Source organism: Pseudomonas sp. Leaf58 (assembly GCF_003627215.1).
In the GTDB taxonomy this organism is placed as follows: domain Bacteria; phylum Pseudomonadota; class Gammaproteobacteria; order Pseudomonadales; family Pseudomonadaceae; genus Aquipseudomonas.
This window is the reverse complement of the sequence record NZ_CP032678.1, coordinates 143,729-164,404: the sequence shown is the minus strand read 5'-3', so window position 1 is coordinate 164,404 and position 20,676 is coordinate 143,729. Positions and strand designations below refer to the sequence as shown.

Here is a 20,676-nt window from a genome sequence, read left to right as displayed (position 1 = left end):
CACACTCATTGAGGGAAAGACACATGTTTCAGTCTTACATCAACGCCTACAAGAACCTGCTGGACTTCACGGGCAAGACCGATCGCAAAGCATTTTGGGAGTTCTACGCCATCCATGCCGTGATCGCAATCGTGTTCTTCGTCCTCAACAAGCGCCTGGAAGCCATCTACCTGGCCTTGGCACTGCTGCCAGTGCTGTCGATCTCGGCACGCCGCCTGCGTGATGCTGGCTTCCATGCGCTGCTGACCCTGCTGTACTTCGTGCCTGTGGTCGGCTGGATTCCACTGTGGATCATGTGGGCGCAGATCAGCAAGCCCGCCGCCAATCACGCGCTCTGATTGCTTGCGGGGACAGCCCCTACCAGCTGTTGAGCACTGAGATGAGCCGGGATGCCCCGGCTTTTTCATGCCTGTCAGACCGGATATTCGGGTTATCAATATATTGCCGCATCAAAACAACCCTGGTATACTTTTCACACAATAACTAGAAAGCAAATCGCCTGCCGCCCTCGCCGTTGAGGGTATTTTTTTGCCCATCATTAACGCATTTGCTCTGCGATTGTGCACGCAAAGTATAGCAATAGAAGGGCGCGGTTTCCTCCTCACGCCCCCTGCAAGCGACCCGCCCCCATACAACTAGCACCCTCCAGTCCAGGCACGTGATGCGCTCTGTTACCCTGGCATTCGGCCCCTCGATGTCATACAGCGTTCTGGGCACACAGAAATCATCGGCCACGCGACCTGTGATGCTCATGCCAAGCCACCAAAGGCAATAGCCCCGTCGCTATTGATCATCACGTCACCCAGTACCGAGAAACTGGCAAATTCCATGGCGTTGAACGTTGATGGGACTGTCAAATCCATCCCGGACAACTTGAGGTTACGCACCTCCCTCACGCTAGGGTGGTCTACCCCCTCAAGATTGGCATTGCTGGTCTTGGCCAGCTCCGCCATAACGCGAAGCCATCCAACGATGCATTGAATGCTCGATGGTTCGCCGAGGTTGCCGAGGGCCATCTCCACTTGTCTGGCCACAGAGGGAGACTGATCAGCAAACAGCTTTCCGATGAGCCTGGACTTCAAGGGCCACTCTCCCACCTGCTGGACATCACCCATGGCTCGCTCAGCCTTGGCAACCAGCGCCAGGATGTCGGGGCCAATATTTGCGATCATCTGAGGCGGCTGGTTCGTCCGCTTCAGGCTTCTCACACTTCCAGCCACCCCGGTTTGGCCCTGATTGCCTGATACTCCACCAGGATCAACAGGCTCGATGGTGTCACGCACTTTGAGCTCCTTTCTACCTGGACAATAAAGTGGGCGGCATGCTGCCACCACCCAGGAAGGTGACACACTCCAGCCCCTGTGTAAAATCGCCCGCAGCGCTGTGTGACTAGCCGGTAACCGGTTGCCCGACCTCTTACTGAGGGCTACGAAGCGGATACCCCCACCGGCCTCTAAGAGCAGAAGGTTTTGATTTGTCATGGGCTTCTGGCCGGAATTTCGAAAAGCCGGTTATCAGCGCGAATGCTGGCCAGCTTCTTCTTATGGGTGCGCTACAGGGCCACGCTGATGTAGACACTGCCTTCTAGGTATTACCCCAGGGACTTACAATCCCTCCATCAACCTTCGCACGAGATGACAAAGCTGCAGTAGCCGCCCGCAATGACCGCCCCTTTGTCCTTGAACCCGCACGTCACGATTCTGTCAGCTCCCACGATTGAGTAGTTGCCTCCAGCGTAGTCTGGGCGTGAGCCTGGGTGGGCGTTGGTTGCACTCGCCGATGACCAGGTGCACGACGAGGGGTCGGCGCCGTCAGGGATTGGGATCTGCTGGCCATTAGTCACAAACCCTGTCAGCACCTTGGAGCCTCCCCCACCGGCTTTCCACACACCGTCTTGGCACGACAAGGTCTTGCCATTGGCATCGCTCGCGATCAGGCCTCGCTTGGGGCAGAGCTGGCCAACATAGGCGATGCCATTGAGATCCACGTATTCGTTGGCGGTAATGCGGCCTAACGACGTCATCGTCCCCGTGTTGTAAAGTGACTGGGTTTGCAGATTAGCGAGATTGCTATACTTGTCGGGGTCAAGGTAGAACGCAGTGTTGTTGGAATCGTAGAACAACTGCCCCATCACAGCAGCTCCCGCAGTGACGTTGGAGCTGGCGCCCACACTGCCACCCGCTATCACGTTGGCTGCAGCTGTGACGTTACCGCTTGCGGCAACATTACCCCCGACCGTCGCAGAACCCGACACCGATGCATTGGACTGCACATTCAACGTCCGCCTCATCAATACATCACCAATGATCTCGGTATTGGCATCGACCACCACACCGCTACTCCAGGCAGCGGCGATACCAGACGCGGCGCCTAGGTACAGCATTTGGCCAGCAAGGTTCTGAATTCTGGACGCACCGACTATCTGTCGTCCCAGCGGATCGGCATTATCGAATTGCAAGTTGGCATGCATCTTGTTGCTACCATCGGTGCGCAGCCACACATCATTGTCTGGCTTGTTGCTGGCCACCATGGTAATGCGTCCATCAGCCGGGTTTGAGTTGTAACTGGAGCCCGCTGAATAGCCATTCTCGGTCGCAGAGGCGGCAGTAATCGCAGCCAAACCCGACAGATCGGAGCGCACTTTCTTGCGATTAGATTCCATGACAGTAAATGGGGCGCTCAGTGTCGTAACTGTAATGCGCTTGTCGCTGCCGGTACCGGTAACATCAATGGTCGAATTGATGCTGAGCTGGCCATACTTGATAGGATCTGCCACCGTGGCGGCGGGAAAATCACAGGGAAGAAATTCACTACCTTTGGTGAAAGGCCCACCACATTCCGTGCTCTTCAGCCAGGCGCTACCCATTTTTTGCCCTGCTGCTAAGCTTGGTGTCTTGGAAATCAGGCTGCGCACAGCATTGTTGTATTGACTGAGCTTAAGCCCCACGGCCCGCGCTTGGGCTTGCTCAAGTTCGGCCTGGTGACTCTCTAACCCCATCAGGGTGGCGATCGCCAGCAGCGCCATGACAAGAATCATCTCAAGAAGAGTGACTCCACGCTGGGGCGGAGGCCGATAGATACCATTTTTCATCTCAGGCCCTAAATATTTTTATTGCTGAGATTATGATACAGAAATCGACCGACAATGGCATTCTTTTGTGCCAACCAACCATCGCCTCTTCCTCAAGGTCTTCACCCGAATGACGGAGGCTGAGGCTGTGCCAATCAGCCCTGTTCGTATCGACCCCAAGCCTCGCCCAAGGAAAGGGAGCTGGTGTGAAGCCTGCAACCGGAAAACCAGACTCATACCAGGAAAAGCATGAAAAAACTATCAGTACTCCTTTTTGCGAGTATTGACGATTTGGCAATATACCAATAATCTGAGGCCCTCATTGACGTCCGGGGGTTCCCATGTTGAAAAAAGCACTGTCGCTGCTGGTTCTCGCAACTGCCCTGCAAGGCTGCACCACCTCGCTGATCGAAGGCCAGAAACAAGAGCTGGCGACCTACGAGGCCAAGGGTCTGAAGGTGAACGAACGCAACGAAGCCCTGGCTGCAGGGCTGGGCATACTCCCAATGGTCGGCTATTTCTATTCGGGGAACTATGTTTTAGCCTTTACGACCCTGCCCCTCTACCCCTTCCTGGGGCCTCTGTGGATGCCCTTTGACACCCACAATGCTGCCCAGGCCCGCAACTACTACGCAACCCGCACCCATGCCCAATTCCTGAAAGATCAGAAACTGGTCGAAAACGACAAGAAGTACGAAGACAAGACCCTGACCGAGTTCCAGTACATCCGCGCCCAGCGCGAGATCGAGCGCCAATACGCGCCCTACTGATTTCCAGGCCCTCAAAGTGCCCCGGCAGAGCCGGGGTTTTTTGTACCCAAAAACGATTTTCGCAATAATTGGCTGATCACATTCTTTTTGGAGAATTCCATGCAACCAAATCTGCAACCGTGCAAAAGCTGTGGCAATGCGGATCAGGATCAGGTGCGCTTCCAGGTCTACATCGACCAGGGCCTGCAAATGAACATTGGGCCTTTTTGCCACTGCCTGGCGTGCGGCTCGTACTTCAAGGCCAAATCAGAGTCATATGATGACTTGCTGGAAGCGTGGAACGGGCGTGCTGAAGCCCCCGCCCTGGCACAACCTGCACCCAGCGCCTGGCGGGCCCTGGTCAGCCGTCAGGGCAAGACGTTTCATGAATACACCGAGTCCGATCAGTTCCACCCTGAGCCTGGCTATTACACCCGTGTAGGCCCCCTGGAGCCGTTGTTTGATGGGCCTACAATCAATCGCCTGCTGGCGCGTCTGGCGGAGCTAGAGGATGCAGACAAGATCGCCTGGAACAACTGGCATGCCTTGGAGCCGGTACAGAACTTCCTGATCGAGCACAACCTGCTGCTGACCCCCTTTGTGGGGATGGCGAGGCGGCGGGCAAGAACATCGTGCACAGCCTCAAGACACTGCTGGGGCGCTGTGTCCTCCAGGACATCCGACAAGCTGTGGGCGCTGACGACACGCCGCGCTGAGCCACCTGCAGCACTCGCCTGGGTTCGACGGGCACGCCCGCCCAATCCAGGTTGAGCAGCCTACCGCAGGGCTTTGCCCCTGGTTACTTGGAAATGAACTCAGCCTTCAACCACTGGCTTTGCCGGTAACTGACTGCCGGCATCAATAGCGAAAACTCCAGGGTATCGAGTCGCTGTGCATCATCGACGAACCGGCTACCCGTATTCATACGCCCGTGAGCAAGCCTGAGCAACAGGGATTGGTCATGGGCCTTGGCCAAGGCTTGCGGCGCATCATAGGCCCAGGCCTTGGTGGCGACCATGGCCGCTCGACCCCGTTCGATCGATCGTAAGGCGGCAGCACGAATCTCCTCGTCAGCCGGTTGATGCCTCACCCATGTCGAGGCAGTGGTGCCATACATGATCGCTCCCATCACGCCCGTGGTCTGATCCATTGCCTGGATCAAACAGGCCCTTTCTTCTGCACTGTACTGCAGGCCGAACCCGCCAATGCCCGTACACCCCGTGAACCGGGTCGCTTCCAGTGTGGCCTCATCATAACCTTTCTGAATGTCGGCTACCGGCATGGACTGGGGGACTTTCGCCAGGGCCTGTCGGTAGGGCGCGGTATCCATCCAGGTGAAAACCAGCATCCCGGCAGTGACAACAAAACACAGCCCTACCACCAGTTTTTTATGCATGGCCATGACCCCTGGATGCACAGGTTTTGCGAGGTTCCGACTGTTCATGGCCTGCCTCGGTTTTCCCTGAGCAGAGACCGCAACAGCCATCTGTCGGGCGGGGTGTGGCAGCTGCATCCTGGATGCCAGCACTTACTCCACGCCCCATTTCCACCTGAACAACCTCAATTTTCTTATTATTCGACAATTTCAATACCGTCCAATTGAGTGAGGACAAAATATCACCCACTGATTTAAATACTGTCCAGGACGTCACACCACCGCCCTGGCCTACCCATACATCTGGAATTATCGCTGGGAGAAGGTCACGCCATCGCAGGCGCCATTTCCATCGCAATAATGTACATCGTAAATCTGTCCTTTTACCACCGGCTTCGGGTCACCCTTGATCTTGTGCTTCGGCACATCGATCAGGAAGGTGTATTTTCCGGGCTTAAGCTCGTAGCGCCCACTCCCGTTCATCAGCAGCCCCGTTTCCCAATTGCCGAGGAAGGAGACGTTGATACCAACCCCCGAGTTCTTCAGGAAGCGCGTGGTCTCCTTCTTCACCGCGCAGAACTGGCCAACGCAGTCGTCGAAGTTGGTGTAGATCATGCCGTACGGCTCCACCCCAACCTCCTTGTCGGTGTTGGTCGTGAAGTACTGGCTGAGGGTGCTTCTCACCTGCCTGGCGCGTTCAAAATCCACCGCATAGGTGACCACCACCCGCACCCGTACAGTTCGATCGAACACCTCTGCGACGTCGGTGTTCACGGACGTGATTTGAATGGCATCCCGGTAGGCTTTCAGCACATGGATGTTGAGGTCAGCCAGTGCTTCCTTGCGCCGCTGCTCGACGGTCTTGACCGAGTGCTCAAGGCTTTTTGCCTGCTCCTGCAGCGTAGCGGCGCCCGCGAGGGTGGACGTGAAAAGCAGCATGCCAGCCAATAGCGCTGACGCGGTGGTGATGCGAAAGTCCATGTTTTGAGTGCTCTGATTGCTTTGATGATTGTTAAATGGCGGGGCGCAGGGGTCGCCGTACCCGGAAATGCTTTGGAGGGCCTTGCCCTAAGGTTGATCAGGTGAGGGGCTGGTCTGAAGCCCTGGTCGGCAATACCCTCGCAAAATACCAGTCGGCGTCCGCTCGTTCAAGGAACCACGGCCTGGCGATGCCCGGAATCTCCAAAGTTGCTTGGATTCATACGCTCGCACTCCCTATGATGGTGGAAAGCCCAGAGAAGACGTCACCATGAACATTCCTGCGACATTGCCCAGTTACGCCTTGATCAAAGAAGTTTCGGGGCTTGATCCTGATCGGTTGCGCGACGGCAGCTATCAGCGGGAGGCAATGGATTTTTTTTCCAAGGTTGTGCAGGAGCACGGTAATACCAATCTCAGTGAGGTCTACAACGCCATCTTTGAAGTCCAATTCGGCAAGGATTCACTCTCCTCGTCCGATCGCTTATGCTCACCTTTCTTGTGCATGACGGTCGCGTTGGTGGCAGTCGAAGACATCGGCCAGCTGAAGCATTGCACGCTCAATGACAATCTCCCGTTGGGTCAGATTTCGCGATTGGTCGGCCTGCTGGCGAATCGAGTAGAGGTCGACTATGTGCAGCAATTTGAAAACTGCGGCGAGCTCAGCCTCGACCTTTTTCTCATGCTCTACTGCACAGGGAAGTACCATTTTGCGCTAAAGGTGGTCATGGATGACAACCCCAGAGCGTTCGCCAAACTGCAGCAATGCGACCCCAGTACAGCGGTTAAGGCTCTGGCTCAGGTGCCTTATGATCCCCTGTCGAACATCCGGGTGTCCTTGCCCGATGGTTCATCCATCAGCGAAGCGGAGATGGTCAGACGCTACAAGAATCAAGTATCGGCCCTGTACTCCAAAGAGCACATGGCCCTCCTCAACCCAGCTGCCCCTTGCAAGATACGGGGAAGCAAGCTTGAGTACACCACTATCCCGTCCGTGGATCACAAGATCGCTCTACTGCCAGGGTATTTGGAGCTGCTGGGCAAGGAAGACAGCGGCATGCTCCTGGATTTTGGCTTCTTAAGTCGCATGGAGGCTGCGATCAATGCAGATCAGCACGCACTCATGGTCAATCTGATGCTTGATTTCGAAAAGGCAGGGATTTCGCGATCCGACATTCTCAACATTGCGACCCTCAACTATGAGGACTTGGTTGAGCGTTTCGCCAAAACCAGCACCCATCTGGCGACGGATGTTGGCCAGTCTTTCAAGGAATACAGTAAGCAGGCCGCCTTAAGTGTCTACCGTTCCATGACACCCGAGCAGCGCCACGCCCTGTACTTGGAACAACTGATGACCAAGGCCGTTGAATACGGTGAGGATCCTACCGTTTGGCAAGCCCAAGCCAAACTGCGCCAGATCAATCACCTGATACGCCAGGAGCCGCGTGAAATCCTAGAACCCCTCTGTACCCAGGATGTTCACTGGAACGCCCTATACCGCGCCACAGGCGACAAAAGGTACCTCCAAAAGCTGGAGTCCCAGCTGGATCGCGCCCTGGCAGAAGACCTCGGGCTTTAAGCGCCAGGGTGTCCGCGCCAGCCGACCCCAGGCGCAGCAGGCTGGCGCCAAGCTGAGCTACTGGGGATTGGTAAACACAATCCGGAAGGAGCCTTCGGTGGTGCGTCCACCCATGGCCTCAAATTGCGCCTTGGTCAGCGGCCAGAACGGCTGGAGGTCATTTTCAGCCTTGGTTTTGAACGAGGCTTTGCTTGACTCCAGGGTAACGCCCAGCGCCGGCACGTACACATCGCCGAAGGTGCTCTTGATGTACGCAGCCGCCTCGGCGTTGGTGGCAAAGCCTGGGTTGTCGAACAACTGCAGGATCAGCATGTAGTTCCCCTTGACCCCGGCCTTGGTGTAGTCGGAGTAGCGCACACTGCCCATCCGCGCCCCGTTGGAGAAGTTCTCCCTGCCGAAGTACAGGTCAGCGAAGCCCCAATATTCGTTGTTCGTTTCGTAGATACGGTACTTTCTCGGGATATCCATGAAGTCGCCCTGCAGCGTCCCCTTGGCCTTCTGGGTTAGCGGCGCCACTTCGATGCGTTGACTCTCGGTATAAGGCTCCCCGACCGCTCTCACTTCGTAGGTCAGATCATTGTATTCCGATGGCTGGACACTGCGGATCTGCACCTGAGAGCAAGCATCCCCCGTCTGGACGAACTCCACCCGATTGACCTGGGTCTCTACCGCTGGCGACCAGATGGAGCACTCCGCTGCGCCGCTATTGACCCATTCGCCAAGCAGCGGATCATTAGGCACCCATCGGCCATTCTCTGCAAGCGGCTCTCCACTGCCACCAGATCCCCCACTTCCTTTTATGATCGGGGCGGCGAGGCGGATTTCGTTGGCGGCGTACGCACCCGCCGATACGCAGGCCAGCGCCAACGCCGCCACCCATGTCCTATATCTCTGCATGTAATTTCTCCAGCCCCTGCAATGCAGACGCCTGTCGTCAAAGTAACTTCAAGTTTTGCATAGCCTCAAACAAAGGGTCAATTTGACACGCATTTGACATCACCTCAATATAAGGTATATTCGGTATACCTAAGTCGGAGCTTTCCCATGACCAATCACGAACGCCTTGTCCAAGCGCTAAATCTCTGGGTGTCACTCACCGAGTTCGATGATCGCCGCAGCCAGGGTCGCGTGCGTGACTGGGACATCAATCGCATGAGCAACGCGATTCGCGAAGGCCTTGAGCTCGACGACCAGAACATCACCGGCTTCCTGCTGCTGGGGTACTTTGCCGACAGCTTCTTCAAGAGCACGCACTTCACCGTGAGTGAAATGCTGACCGACCCGGACAAGGTCAACGACTTCTTGGCCAGGTCTGGCCAGTTGCGTGCCATCGTCACAGACCCCGAAATGCTCGAAGACCTTCGACACTTCCAGCTGACCACCCGCCAGGCAGTGCGTCATTATCAGGCTGATACCCCCGAGGTCATGAGCCTGATCGAAAACGACTACGAAATGGGCTTCCTGCGCCGCGATGCCCTGCGCTCGATGAAGAACCTGCGGGTCGACCATTTCCTCGCCGGAGAGCCCGAGCCTGAGGGTGTGCGGCCCCGCTACAACCGCGAGGTCTTTCAGTTCTGGAACATCAACTCACTGCTGCAGTGTGTCTGCAGTTCGCCCTCGGGGGTTTCGATCAACCTGATCAGAACCCCTGACAACTTCCAGTCGTACTTTGTCTTCTCCATTCGCAACGGTGGTCACGTCATCACCCTCTCCGACGTGCCGGAGAACGCTCACCCCTTGCAACAATACATGTCGCGGCGCCCTGACAAGCAGTTTGGCGAACGTGTGTGCCAAAATTGGTTCCCTTACCACCTGACCGACATGAAGTACGATGAAGAGCAAGGGCGCATCTACTTTGAACGCAAAAACGGCGCAGCTGGCATTGTGCCGATCAACCAGCAAGCCTTCCCCTTGAGTGCCCTGAAGGATCTGAATCCACACGAAGTGATCTGGATCACCCTGATGTTCGAGCTGATTGCGGAACGCTTCTGGCGCCAGCCGGCACAGCCTCAGCAGCTGTCTTATACGGGTGACATGATCCGGGTGGAATCCACCCTCATCGAGCGCGCATCGTCTGCAGGACTGCCGGTGGTTCAGTACGAAGGCTTGAGCTTGCCATCGCTGGCCGTTGAAGACGTCGCTGCGCCACAAGGTGATCTGGTATCCGCGCTGGGAAAAGACGGCGGCAATCACAATGAATGGATGATCGAGCGCTATAAACACCGTGTTCACGAGGTTTCCATGAACATGCTGAGCACTGGCACCACCATCATCTACATCACCTCTGCCAACGAGGATGCGCCAACTGCATTGGCAGTAGCTGACCGCCGTGGTCTGGGTAACAGCATCATGGACAAGGAGCAGCGTTACCCGATCCGCCATCTGGATAGCTCCTCCTTCGGCACCCGTGAGAAGCTGGCCGCCGACCGGATCTTCATTGCACGCCACAACCTGGCCATGGAAATCCAGCGCCTGGCGGACAGGGAGTTCGAGGCGCGCAAAGAAGAGATTCTGGCCTGGTACCGGGCCCGCATCGAAGCCAACATCGAACGCGTGTACGCCATGGCCCATACGGAAGGGGTCTGGGGCGAATATCAGCTGCCGCAGGGCAACAAGCGCTTCAGCGCAACATGCACCTATAAGACAGAGGAAGGACACCTGCGCTACCAATTGACCGAGATGCTTACCCACGAGGAATGGAAGCGCAAGCATCGCCATTTTGAGGCGAAAACCGCCCTAAACCAAGGCTGGAACAGCAAGGCCAAGGTGCCCTACTGCCATCTGAATGGCTCGACTTCCAGCTACATCCTGGGCATCAGCCCACAGTGCAAAGAAGACCTGGCCTTCCTGACCAACACCCAGGTGGATGAACTGCCCGATGTGTTGCAGCACTGGCATGTCGAGACGGATAGCACGGGCAATCACTTGCTTTCCCGTATCGACCCCATTGCCTGGGCCTTGCAGAACCCATGGGAAGAGCACTACCTGTTCAACATCCGCGTGGCCATGTCCACCCGCGCCGTCAACCACATCAGGAAGACGGCTCCAAGGCCTGAAGCGTTCGGCTACTTCTCGGAAAGCGGCTATGTGTACCCCTTCCGTAATCATGTCCCTGGTCTCGACCCTGAGCCAGAAGCATCCGAAAAAGCGGGCGAAGACAACTAGCCTTCACAACAACAATCGTGCCTGGCGTGACCAGGCCTGACGCGAAAACAAGTCCAGCGGGAGCCCTTGATATGAGCACGTACACGGAAAAACTTGAGAGCACGCTGGCAGCCATGGCAAGCAACCTGGAAAAGGCTGCGAGCGACTTGAGGCGACTTGCGAATCAGGTTGGTCAGGACGAGGACTTTCAGCAGGTCTCCGAGGCTATCATGATCATTCAGAACATGAATGCAGGTCTTCGGATTGACCGTCTAATCAACTTGCCGATTGAAGGCCTGACTTCCCGACTTCTCAGTCGCCAGAGCACAACCCCGCAGTAAGCCCGTTCAGACGTAAAAAAGGGCGCCGCAGCGCCCCCTACTCGGCTTGAAGCCGTATATTAAATCAGCACAGCCACCGAAATGATTCCACACAGGATCAGGCAGTCCTGCCAGTTGTAGAGCTTCTTGTGCTCAAGTGCCTGGGCATAGAGGTAACCCGCCAGCACAAGGCCGCTGTTTCGGATGATGGTATAGTTCTCGGCAGGGATCTGGGTAACGATCATCAGCACCAGCACCAGCGTGACGCAATGGCAGATGACCAACTGGGACACCACTGATGGCGTGAACTGCTTGGGGTCGAACCGCCGATACTCCTTGCGACTGAGGGAGAAGTAGCCGAACACCACCAGCATGATCAGGGAGCTTGCTGCTTGAAAGCTTGCCGGGTCGTATTGCTGGATCATTTTGCCCTGCATCATCAGCACCACCGCACCTAGGACACAGTTCCCCAGCAGCAGGCCTGGGCGATTGCACTCGCGAGATTTGATCTTGCTGCGGTAGAACAGGATCAGCAGCGACACGATGATCGCACTCATCAAGCCCCGATCGAACCAGGTTCGGTCATGCGCCTCGATTGTCCCCTGCATGCCGAAGAACCACACCACCAGGACAGAGGTGAAAGGCACCAGGGCATCGATCAGGAAATTGGCAAAGTTGAAGACGGTGAGGTTTTTCTCATTGAGCTTGCGGGCCTTGATCTGGGTCTTTACGAAGACCAGCAGCCCGACCTGAGTTACCCAAAAACGATAGTCACTGAGAAAATCGAGGGTGACCGGCGCTTGCCGTACGCACAGATATCCAGCCATGAGCAAAAAACCAGTGAGGCTCAGGGTAGCTGAGGTCAGGTAGCGGGTAGCGTATTGATTGACCTGCAGCTTCTGCAAATGGATGGTCAGGAGCAGCAATACTGGGAAAAATAGATAGATCATCATGACTGCTGTATAGGTTCCGGGCTGCTTCCTAGTGCGTGTCTACTCCACAGAGGCCAGAAGATATTGACTGAAGGCCCGAGTATACAGACATTTACACTAATATTGGAGAGCTGCCGGCCAGATGTCCATCACATTTTTGTCATGATTACAGCACAAAAAGCTTGTTCAAACGCAAGATATTTGGACACAAAAAACCCGGCTTTCGCCGGGCTTTGTCCTTAACCGCTGAGGTCAGCCAGGATGAGGTGCTCACCCCATTTACTGGTTGGTGCCCTCTGCCCTGGTGTGGTGATCCAGAGCGTCTGGTGCCGAGGCAGATGCTTGGGTGGCATTTCCGGCACCGTGATTGCGCCGTCAGTGAAGACGATGATCGGGGCGCCGTAGAGAGCATCCTTTTCCTTCATCTCCTTCCAGATGTACTCGAAACCTTCGGAGAAGTCGGAACCACCGCCGCCGTTGACCTCGAACTTGCCTTGCTCGATCTGGGCCAGGGCTTCCTTGGTGGTCATCACCCGCTGCAAGCCGGCGTCACACTGCACCACGACTACTTCCATGCCTTTGGAGGAGGCCAGGCGCTTGACCAGGCCCATCGCCATCCGCAGGTTGTCCTTGTCCGTTTCGTTGAACATCGAGCCAGAGGTGTCCATCAGGATGTAAATCCTGGAGGAGTTCTTCTTCTTGCCCGGCAGCAGCGGCGTGTACTCACGGAAGCTGTTGCGCTTGTTGGGGCGCTTGAAGGTCGCGCTGTCAGGACGACCATAGTTGCCGATCACCTTCTTGATTTTCTGGCCCAGGCGCAGCGGCGGGTTCAGAATGCCGTTGATTTCATCTTTGGCCCAGTTCGGCAGGCTACCCCAGCCGTTACCACCATGGATCTTGTCCTGACGAGCCGCCTGGCTGAGCATCTGACGCTTACGCTCCTGGGTTTTCTCGGGGGTCTCCCCCTTGAACGGGTTGCCGGCGATGTCATCACAGTTGATGTTGATGTCACCCTGCATGCCACCTGCACCCAGCTCTTTGGCCATCTCTTGCAGCGCTTTCTGCCAGGCACCCTGCTCCATCATGTTCTGGCCCGACGCCATGCCCTTTTCGAGGCCAGTCGAGTTTTCCTTGCCGCGCAGGGCATTCTGAATCTCTTGTTCGAGATTTTTCAGTGCATCCGCCACGTCGGCCTTAGCCTGACCCTGGGACATTGGGCCCTCACCGGTTGCGCCAGAACCTTGGCCTGCAGCCTGTCCAGCCTCCTGACCCGCCTGGGCGCCCTGCTGGCCATTGCCCTGCCCTTGGCCACCGTCCGGTTGCTGTCCACTCTGAGCGCCCTGAGCAGGCTGGCCATTCGAGCTTTGACCCTGACCTGGCTGACCCTGACCTGGCTGACCCTGACCTGGCTGACCTTGACCTGGCTGACCTTGACCTGCCTGACCCTGACCTGGCTGACCTTGACCTGGTTGACCCTGACCTGCCTGACCCTGACCTGGCTGACCTTGACCTGGTTGACCCTGACCTGGTTGACCCTGACCTGGTTGACCCTGACCTGGTTGACCTTGACCTGGTTGACCCTGACCTGCCTGACCCTGACCTGGCTGACCTTGACCTGGTTGACCCTGACCTGGTTGACCCTGACCTGGTTGACCCTGACCTGGTTGACCTTGACCTGGTTGACCCTGACCTGGCTGCCCTTCGCCCTGCCCTGGATCGGTGCCTTCATTCCCAGGCTGGTTACCATTTTCGGCGCTGTTGTCCTGACCCTGCTGAGGCTGGTCGTTACCACCCTCCACCTCTGGCTGAGGATTCTTGGTAACTTCGTCGACGTATTCGTCGGCGGTTTTGCCCATGGCCTCGTCCAGCTCGCGCAGGTTGTTTTCCTTGGTGGTCGGCTCGGGCTCACCGTCAACCTTGCAGGTGATGCGCTCCACTTCCTTGCCCATGTATTCCTTGAAGTCCTCCATGAGTTGCTTGTTCAGCTTCTCATTGGCTTCCGAGAACGGGTTGTGGGTGTGCGAGCTTGGCTGTTGCGGCGCCTTGTGGTCGAAACTGCCGGCCTTCTTGTCGGCATTGGCCACGCCGTCCTGCTCGAACGGGTTGTTGTTGGCGCGATCAACTTCACCAAGGTTATCCCGCATGGAGAAGCCATCATTGTTCTTGAGCAGCGAACGAAACTCTTGGCGCTCGGCATTGAGGTCTTTGTAGATACCGAGTTCTTTCTGCAGGCGCTCACGTTTTTTACCAACAACACGCATACCGTCGATCATGACTGACGAGTTTCGGCCTTGATTGCTTCCTCGCGCTGTTGGTCGGCGCTCGGCTGGCCACCACCGCCCATTGCGTTCTTGAGCTGCTCGCGAATCTGCTTGGTGCGCTCTTTCACGCCCTCATAGAGTTTGTGATAAATTTCTTCGCCGGAGTTGTTGTCGTATTTGCTGTCATACAGGCCGCCTTCTGGCAGCTTCACGGTGATCGAGTACGAGTCGCCTTTGACCTTTTTGATCTGGATTGTCGCCATACCCTTGATGATGATCGAGTTGATGGCGAAGTCATGCGCCCAGTTGGCGATCTCCGGATCATGACCTTCGAAACGCTTCCAGTAGTCCAAGGCTACGTGCAGCGCTTCGTGCACCAGAACGGCGATCATCTCCCCTACAGGGAGCTTTTTCATGAACTCCTCGTTGTAGACCACCACGCCCTTCGGAGAGACCCCGATGGTTGGGATGCTGTCAGTGGGGCCGGCAATCCACATCTCAGTGGCCAACACCCCGAAGAACGGGTTGTGGTTGCGAAGCTCCATCAAGACCACACGCATGTAGTCGAGGAAATCCTTATCGTACTGCCCCTTCTCGGTCATCGCGGGCTTGATGGTTGTGGCCTGGTCACTCATGATGCGAACCTTGTTGTAATGTCATAATTCAGTCTGACATGTGCACTTCGCTTCATTCTACTCCTTTTTAACGTAAATTGCTTGATAGGGCCGAATGTTGTCCGACACCGACCAGTGATTTGAAGGGGAGAGCAAAAAGCCTTCGCAGGGCTGGCGCCCACACATGTTGTCCGACACTGACCGGAAGTTTGGCAGCGATGGTGTTGGCTTCGCTTCGGCCTTTTCCGCTTTTTCGCTCCACCCTTCCCTCCGTCCCGTCGTCTCCCCCGCACCCCCCAAACACGCCCTTGATCCTGTCTCCCCCAACGCCTTTCTATAACAAAATTCTAGAATCACAACTCTTTAATAACGAAAAAGCCCTCCAGAGGAGGGCTTACAATGCAGTTGTTGCTCAGTTGCTGAGCGATGCGCTCATGCGCTTGATGTCGTCAATCACCTTGTCAAACTGAGCTTCTTGCAGCACTGGATCATTCAAACCTTTCAGGTTGTAAACCCACTTCGCGATGATGGAGCCGAATGGATCGCGGGTGGAGTCTTTTTCGCTTTTGCCCAGATTGGCCGCCATTTGGTTGGCCATCACATCACGCACCACGAAAGCGCCCATTTCGCGGTTGCCCGACATCAGAGCCGCAGTGGCGTAGCACATCTTCTTGGTCAGCTCTTCCTTGGCCTCACGCGCCTGCTCACCCTGCAAGTTGGCGTGCTTATCGTTGATCTTGTCGTTCAGTCGGATGACAGTCGCACGCAGCGAGGTGGCGATGGCAAAGACACAGCCCATCTGGTTGCGTTTTTCTTCCGGCAGATCGCGCCACACCTTTGGATTTTCAAGGATCTCTTCCGAGGTCGGGTACTCCATCAGCATGGTGGCGAAGATGTTGAACGCATCGCCGGCAGGCTTGCCGCACATGGAGCGAACGAAGCTCGAAGCGGTTGGCCAGAAGGCACGTGGGGTGTAGTTGCGCACGCCACCGCACTTGGCGAACTCCAGGCCCAGCGACGTCCAGTCACGTGGCGACGGGGTCTTGCCGTTCTCGTCCGAATACTTGTCGTCATCCGCACCGGGGGCGAAGAAGGAGCCCTGCTCCTTCAGGAAGCCGACAACAGCAGGATCGAGGTTTACGTTGCAGGGGTACTTCAGCCAGGCATCGAAGTCCGGCTCGTATTCAACGAACATCGAGCGGCCCAGCAGGGCTTTGTTCCACTCGACTGCAGAGCAACCGTCGCCGACGCCGTTACCGGTCATGGCAATCAGGACGTTCTCGCCCAGCTCGAAGTCGCCGATGCGACCGAACTGCACCAGCTCCAGCAGACCGGACTGCAGACGCGGGTCAGCCAGCGTCACGTCGTCAAGCAGCAGAACGCCGTAGCCACCTTTGATGTTTTCTTTGAGTAGCGGGATGATTTGCGATTCGATCAGCGGCTGAGCCATTGTCCAGAAAGACACATCCTCGCCGTCGGCGTCTTTCAGGCGTTTGCCTTCGGCGTCATGCTTGAACTTCTTGTCAGGCACCGGGTACACACCGAAGTCTTCGGCGCTGCGCGAGGCCATCGGGATACGGACAAACTCTTCTCCGTCACTGACCAGGGCCATCAGGGCGCTGGTCTTGCCGATGCCAGCACGGCCACTGAGGATGAGTCCACGCATCCTGTTGTTTTCTTGACGGGGAATTACGTTGAGCTTGGTAGTCATTGCTGTGCTAGCCTCAAAAATTGACCTTTCCTTCAGGACTCCCCCGATCCTAGCACAAATCCCCGCAGGGGCGGCAGTAGCTGGGCATTCCCGATCTGATAATTCCACATTAGCAACGGAGTCTAACCGATTGCACCATTTTTTTCTCAATTTACGTGAAAAAAATAAGTGTGGTTTCGTTAATGATTGCCACTTTGGCAATAACTAACTTGACGCTCCACGTGTTCTTCCATATATTGACTGCACACCGAGGGACACTCTATGACCGGAATCAATACTCTCGACCTGTACCTGGTTGACAAAGGCGTCGCATTCGAGATGATGCCCAAAGGGCTCCCGCGCCCGCCTTACGATCATCCCGTCAGCCCCTATGCGATCAAGCTCAACGGGCGGCCAGCGCAAATCCTGCTTGCGCAAACGTCGTTCCTGGCCCCCGAAGACCTGCCGGCAGGATTCGAGGGCTTTGAATCCTACCCTGAGTCTGTCATCAGTGCCCTGCTCGAACGGGGTCGGCTTGAAGCCATGACGCTTCTGAACAACAACATCCAGATGTTTGTTGATACAAAGCTGCTTGAGCGCGAGCACCTGGTGTTGCCCACCGGCAAGCGCGGTCAATACCTTTGCCTGAAAACCGAGGCATTTGTCGAGCACTACCAGGATCTGGTTGTTCCCACCGAGTTCAAAAACGTTCAGGCCTTGCATGAGCAGGCATTTGATGTCGGGGTCTACAACCGAAAGCGCATCGAGCAGCTCGGCCTTGAGGACAACACGATCCCACCCTTCCCTGAAACGGCACGGCGGATCATTGAGCTGTTCCAGCAAGGCGGGGAATTCCCGATGCAAGACCTGGTCGAGATCCTGGAGCAGGATGCTCCGATCAGCGCCCAAGTGATTTCCTGGGCCAATGCTGCGGCGACCACCAATCGCCCTGCAGGGTCGATTTACTCGGTACAGGGGGCTATCAGCCGCCTTGGCATCAACAAAACGCTGCAATACGCCATGCAGTCGGCAATGTCCAACTCTTTCCGGGTGCGCAAAGACCTGGCCCCCATGGTGGAGTCAGCCTGCTTCAACTCGTTGATGTCTGCCTTCGGAGCCAGCCACATTCACCGCCTTGAGGGTGGAGCCTCTCCCCAGTCGGCTTACCTGGTGGGGCTCATGCACAACCTGGGCGAAATGCTGCTGATGCACTTCCTCTCCGACCATGCGGTGCGGTTCATGCGCCTTCATGAGCTGAACCCTCACCTGTCCCGCGAGTCGCTGTCCCGTGAAGTGTTCCGGATCAGCTTTGCGTCTGCCACCCACTTGCTGATGAAGTCCTGGAGCATGCCGCAGAACATGGTCGACTCCTGTACGGCCTTGTCGACCTACAATGACAGTGGTGCTGACAGCCTGGCCAACAACGTGCGCAGCTGGCAGATCGCCGTAGGTGACAGTGGTCTTGTCCCGCTGTCGTTTGTGCCGTTCGGCTGGCGCGAAATCCCCAGCTTCCCGGTCGCGGAATCGGTTATCAATGCCAACTTGAAACAAATTTCTGATTACCGAACCCAGGCCAACATGATTTCCCGTCGATCGACCTGAGCAAAGGCCTAAACTTGCAAACCAGAGCCCTTAAAAGCTCTGGTTTTTTTTGGTCTCAAAGAAGATCAACAGCTTTGCGCACAAACCGGAGCCGCCCTAACGGGCTGAATCCTCGCCTGGTCGTGCTTTGCCTGGCGAGGAGACTTGGTGATGCTGCTGACGCGCTGCCTTACACCATCCGACTTTCACGCACCCGACGAATCTCGCGCATTTTGCGCAGGTAAGTGAATTCATCGGTGGCTCCGATGATGATGTCGGTAAAAGTGCGGGTGGCGCGGTGGGCAAACAGCCAGGGGTCAACCCAGCTGACCTCAAATTCCATGAAAAAAGCAGGCGCCCTGCCGGGCACGCATTCGGTAATGATGCCCTCAGGACGATAGATGGTGTGCTCACCCTTGCGATTGATCAGTTCCAGAGGCTGCTTGTCCTGGTAAATCAGGTGAATCTTTTCCAGCGGCAGTCCCAGCTGCTCTGCAGCGCGGGCTTTGCAACGCTCGATGCGCCACAGCTGGTGGGCTTGCCAGTCGCAGGAGTGGCTATCAGCTTCGAAGAGTTCTTGTCGCGTGACCCGGTGCTGTAGCATCTTGACTTACTCACTTGACCCATCCATGGAGGCGGAGTCTGTATCCAATTCGACCGCTTGTCAAATTTTGAGCTTGCGAGGAATCGGTCGCAGCAGTATTTTAGCGTATATTGACAAGGACAATAAGAATGCACACTACCCTATTGCTCAAAGAGCGCACTGCTGCTGAGGCGGAATATGCGTTTGACGAACATCTGCGTTTCAAGCTGCATGAATTCCTGAAAAATGAATGTATCCTCACCCAGGCTGGCATTGAGCGCGTCATGCCCGTGCTGCTTGAGATTTACATCAATGGCATTTATGGCATGCAGGTGCAATTCGACATTCAAATTCCACCGAATTCAGCCTATGCGCCGTTTGAGGGTGTGATCACCCAGTACGCCAAGGAAATTTCGCCAGGCTTCATGAACACCTTGAGCAATGCGACGGCGCTGGCCTCATTCCATATGCTGCAAGCGACAGCCAGGCACCTGGCAGCCCTGGATGACAAGGCGCATAAGCGTCAGCCACATTAACGGCAGACCAGCAAGCTGGAAGATGCGACCCCGCCCCTGCCCAGCTCCACCAGGGCACCCCCATTTTAAAATGGGGCAGCCGCCCTGTGGATAGAAAAAAGGGCCCCGGAGGGCCCATACAAAACAGGTGATCGTCAGGCGACCTGCTGCGCACCCAGATTTTCGTCGTTGTCCGCACCCGCCATGTCCAGGCTGGTCTGGCCAGCGGCTTCGGCCTCGGCATCACGCGCCGCTTGCAGGATCTTGGCGTCGTCTTCGGCGAACTTGGTCTGCATAGCCTTGATTTCGCGCAGCATGTCGTCGAGCTTGGCGCGGGTGCCTTCTGACAGAGCCTGGTAGCCTTCGTCGGCCTGGATCTCCTCGGCCATTTCGAAGAGCGGGCGGGATTCCTTGACCAATGCTTTTGCGAACTTCACGCCAGGCATGTGTTTTTTCATGATCTTTTTCGCGCCCGCTGCCTTGGAGACCAGGGCCGCCTGCTTGAGAACTTCCACAGCCTTGTCGCCGTGAGCCATCATCAGGTCGTAGGACTCGGTCACCGACATGGAGCCCGACTCGACCGCTTCAACGATCTCCAGGGGCGCCGATGCCAGCAGCAGCAGTTTTGGCAGGTGCGAGGCCGAGACCAGGCCTTGCATCCCTTCGACAATCTGTTTTTCGGTCTGGTCGAAGACCACGTACAGGCGCTTGCACAGAATCGCCAGCTCGTACGGACGGAACGGTTCGGTGTTGTTGCCCTGGGCCAGGCCGTACTGCAGATCCAGCTCGCTGGTACCCATTTTCTTGGTGACCATCGGTGCAAGCCATTTGTCCGCGAAGTCCTTGTCGGTCTTGGACATTTTTTCAATGTACATCAGGCCGGCATCACGACGACGACCACCCTCGACAACGACGATCACGTCCTTGCCATCCTTCTTGATGGCATAGCCGGCCAGTGGCTTGTCAGGGTACCAGCCATGCTTTTCCATCGACGCTGCCAGGGCGCGGATACCCTCCCAGTACTTCTCGTCTTTGATACGCGGGTTGAAGCCGTCAATGACGATGGTTTCGGTCAGCTTGACGCTGTACATGTCCTTCTTGGTACCGATGTCTTCCATCGCCACCTTGACGCGACCGGCGATTGGATTGAAGCGCAGCGTTGGGTTCAGGCCGAACTGGCTCGCAACGTGATCACACAGGGCATCTTTCTGAATTTCGCTCATGACAAATCCTCGCGTTGTATGTGATATGCGTCTTTGCGCAGACCGATTGTTCCGGCCATGGA

Annotated in this window: 20 protein-coding genes; 9 read left to right on the top strand and 11 right to left on the bottom strand. The window is 56.3% G+C overall.

Annotated features, from left to right (window positions below; all coding sequences use genetic code 11):
* The first annotated feature begins 23 nt into the window (after positions 1-23).
* Positions 24-338, top strand: a complete 315-nt coding sequence (locus DV532_RS26030; protein WP_056799667.1) for a DUF805 domain-containing protein — start codon at positions 24-26, stop codon at positions 336-338.
* A gap of 411 nt (positions 339-749) precedes the next feature.
* Here the strand turns inward: DV532_RS26030 and DV532_RS26025 are convergent, their stop codons facing one another.
* Entirely contained in the window at positions 750-1,283 is a 534-nt protein-coding gene (locus DV532_RS26025) for a hypothetical protein (RefSeq protein ID WP_056799669.1), read from the bottom strand.
* 335 nt (positions 1,284-1,618) lie between these two features.
* Positions 1,619-3,091 carry a prepilin-type N-terminal cleavage/methylation domain-containing protein gene (locus DV532_RS26020; RefSeq protein ID WP_082476836.1) on the bottom strand — a complete coding sequence of 491 codons (1,473 nt, stop codon included), beginning with the start codon at positions 3,089-3,091 and terminating at the stop codon, positions 1,619-1,621.
* A gap of 320 nt (positions 3,092-3,411) precedes the next feature.
* Between DV532_RS26020 and DV532_RS26015 the strand changes: the two genes are divergently transcribed.
* Positions 3,412-3,840, top strand: a complete 429-nt coding sequence (locus DV532_RS26015) for a TM2 domain-containing protein (protein ID WP_120715417.1) — start codon at positions 3,412-3,414, stop codon at positions 3,838-3,840.
* Positions 3,841-3,939: 99 nt separating this feature from the next.
* A complete protein-coding gene (locus tag DV532_RS26010; RefSeq protein ID WP_120715416.1) occupies positions 3,940-4,590 on the top strand; it encodes a hypothetical protein in 651 nt (216 codons plus the stop codon).
* 28 nt (positions 4,591-4,618) lie between these two features.
* Here the strand turns inward: DV532_RS26010 and DV532_RS26005 are convergent, their stop codons facing one another.
* Positions 4,619-5,332: a hypothetical protein gene (locus DV532_RS26005; protein ID WP_056799678.1), complete on the bottom strand. Its 714-nt coding sequence runs from the start codon at positions 5,330-5,332 to the stop codon at positions 4,619-4,621.
* A gap of 171 nt (positions 5,333-5,503) precedes the next feature.
* Entirely contained in the window at positions 5,504-6,175 is a 672-nt protein-coding gene (locus tag DV532_RS26000) for a hypothetical protein (RefSeq protein WP_056799679.1), read from the bottom strand.
* 268 nt (positions 6,176-6,443) lie between these two features.
* Between DV532_RS26000 and DV532_RS25995 the strand changes: the two genes are divergently transcribed.
* On the top strand, positions 6,444-7,751 hold the full coding sequence (locus tag DV532_RS25995) for a hypothetical protein (RefSeq protein ID WP_056799681.1): 1,308 nt from the start codon (positions 6,444-6,446) through the stop codon (positions 7,749-7,751).
* A 57-nt stretch (positions 7,752-7,808) separates the two neighbouring features.
* On the opposite strand, the gene DV532_RS25990 is transcribed toward DV532_RS25995, so the two are convergent.
* The gene (locus tag DV532_RS25990; RefSeq protein ID WP_156675972.1) at positions 7,809-8,492 is read right to left on the bottom strand and encodes a hypothetical protein; all 684 of its coding nucleotides are present in this window, start codon (positions 8,490-8,492) and stop codon (positions 7,809-7,811) included.
* A gap of 303 nt (positions 8,493-8,795) precedes the next feature.
* Here DV532_RS25990 and DV532_RS25985 point away from each other — a divergent pair, with 303 nt between their 5' ends.
* Together DV532_RS25985 and DV532_RS25980 are read left to right on the top strand one after the other, a co-directional pair.
* Positions 8,796-10,916 carry a hypothetical protein gene (locus DV532_RS25985; RefSeq protein WP_056799687.1) on the top strand — a complete coding sequence of 707 codons (2,121 nt, stop codon included), beginning with the start codon at positions 8,796-8,798 and terminating at the stop codon, positions 10,914-10,916.
* 71 nt (positions 10,917-10,987) lie between these two features.
* Positions 10,988-11,236, top strand: coding sequence for a hypothetical protein (locus DV532_RS25980; RefSeq protein WP_056799689.1), 249 nt, complete (start codon positions 10,988-10,990; stop codon positions 11,234-11,236).
* 59 nt (positions 11,237-11,295) lie between these two features.
* Here the strand turns inward: DV532_RS25980 and DV532_RS25975 are convergent, their stop codons facing one another.
* The gene (locus DV532_RS25975) at positions 11,296-12,165 is read right to left on the bottom strand and encodes a hypothetical protein (RefSeq protein ID WP_082476909.1); all 870 of its coding nucleotides are present in this window, start codon (positions 12,163-12,165) and stop codon (positions 11,296-11,298) included.
* Between the two features lie 221 nt (positions 12,166-12,386).
* A complete protein-coding gene (locus DV532_RS30490; protein WP_162948994.1) occupies positions 12,387-13,361 on the bottom strand; it encodes a VWA domain-containing protein in 975 nt (324 codons plus the stop codon).
* A gap of 27 nt (positions 13,362-13,388) precedes the next feature.
* On the opposite strand from DV532_RS30490, the gene DV532_RS30485 reads away from it, so the two are divergent.
* A complete protein-coding gene (locus tag DV532_RS30485) occupies positions 13,389-14,426 on the top strand; it encodes a hypothetical protein (protein ID WP_162948993.1) in 1,038 nt (345 codons plus the stop codon).
* On the opposite strand, the gene DV532_RS25965 is transcribed toward DV532_RS30485, so the two are convergent.
* Together DV532_RS25965 and DV532_RS25960 are read right to left on the bottom strand one after the other, a co-directional pair.
* Positions 14,417-15,043, bottom strand: a complete 627-nt coding sequence (locus DV532_RS25965; RefSeq protein WP_120715413.1) for a hypothetical protein — start codon at positions 15,041-15,043, stop codon at positions 14,417-14,419. The genes DV532_RS30485 and DV532_RS25965 overlap by 10 nt on opposite strands.
* A gap of 391 nt (positions 15,044-15,434) precedes the next feature.
* Positions 15,435-16,688, bottom strand: a complete 1,254-nt coding sequence (locus DV532_RS25960) for a hypothetical protein (RefSeq protein WP_156675973.1) — start codon at positions 16,686-16,688, stop codon at positions 15,435-15,437.
* A gap of 306 nt (positions 16,689-16,994) precedes the next feature.
* Here DV532_RS25960 and DV532_RS25955 point away from each other — a divergent pair, with 306 nt between their 5' ends.
* The gene (locus DV532_RS25955) at positions 16,995-18,314 is read left to right on the top strand and encodes an HDOD domain-containing protein (RefSeq protein WP_056799700.1); all 1,320 of its coding nucleotides are present in this window, start codon (positions 16,995-16,997) and stop codon (positions 18,312-18,314) included.
* A 169-nt stretch (positions 18,315-18,483) separates the two neighbouring features.
* On the opposite strand, the gene DV532_RS25950 is transcribed toward DV532_RS25955, so the two are convergent.
* Positions 18,484-18,897: a hypothetical protein gene (locus DV532_RS25950; protein WP_056799704.1), complete on the bottom strand. Its 414-nt coding sequence runs from the start codon at positions 18,895-18,897 to the stop codon at positions 18,484-18,486.
* Between the two features lie 128 nt (positions 18,898-19,025).
* Between DV532_RS25950 and DV532_RS25945 the strand changes: the two genes are divergently transcribed.
* Entirely contained in the window at positions 19,026-19,412 is a 387-nt protein-coding gene (locus DV532_RS25945; protein WP_056799707.1) for a hypothetical protein, read from the top strand.
* Positions 19,413-19,546: 134 nt separating this feature from the next.
* On the opposite strand, the gene DV532_RS25940 is transcribed toward DV532_RS25945, so the two are convergent.
* The gene (locus DV532_RS25940) at positions 19,547-20,614 is read right to left on the bottom strand and encodes a hypothetical protein (protein ID WP_056799709.1); all 1,068 of its coding nucleotides are present in this window, start codon (positions 20,612-20,614) and stop codon (positions 19,547-19,549) included.
* Positions 20,615-20,676: the final 62 nt, after the last annotated feature.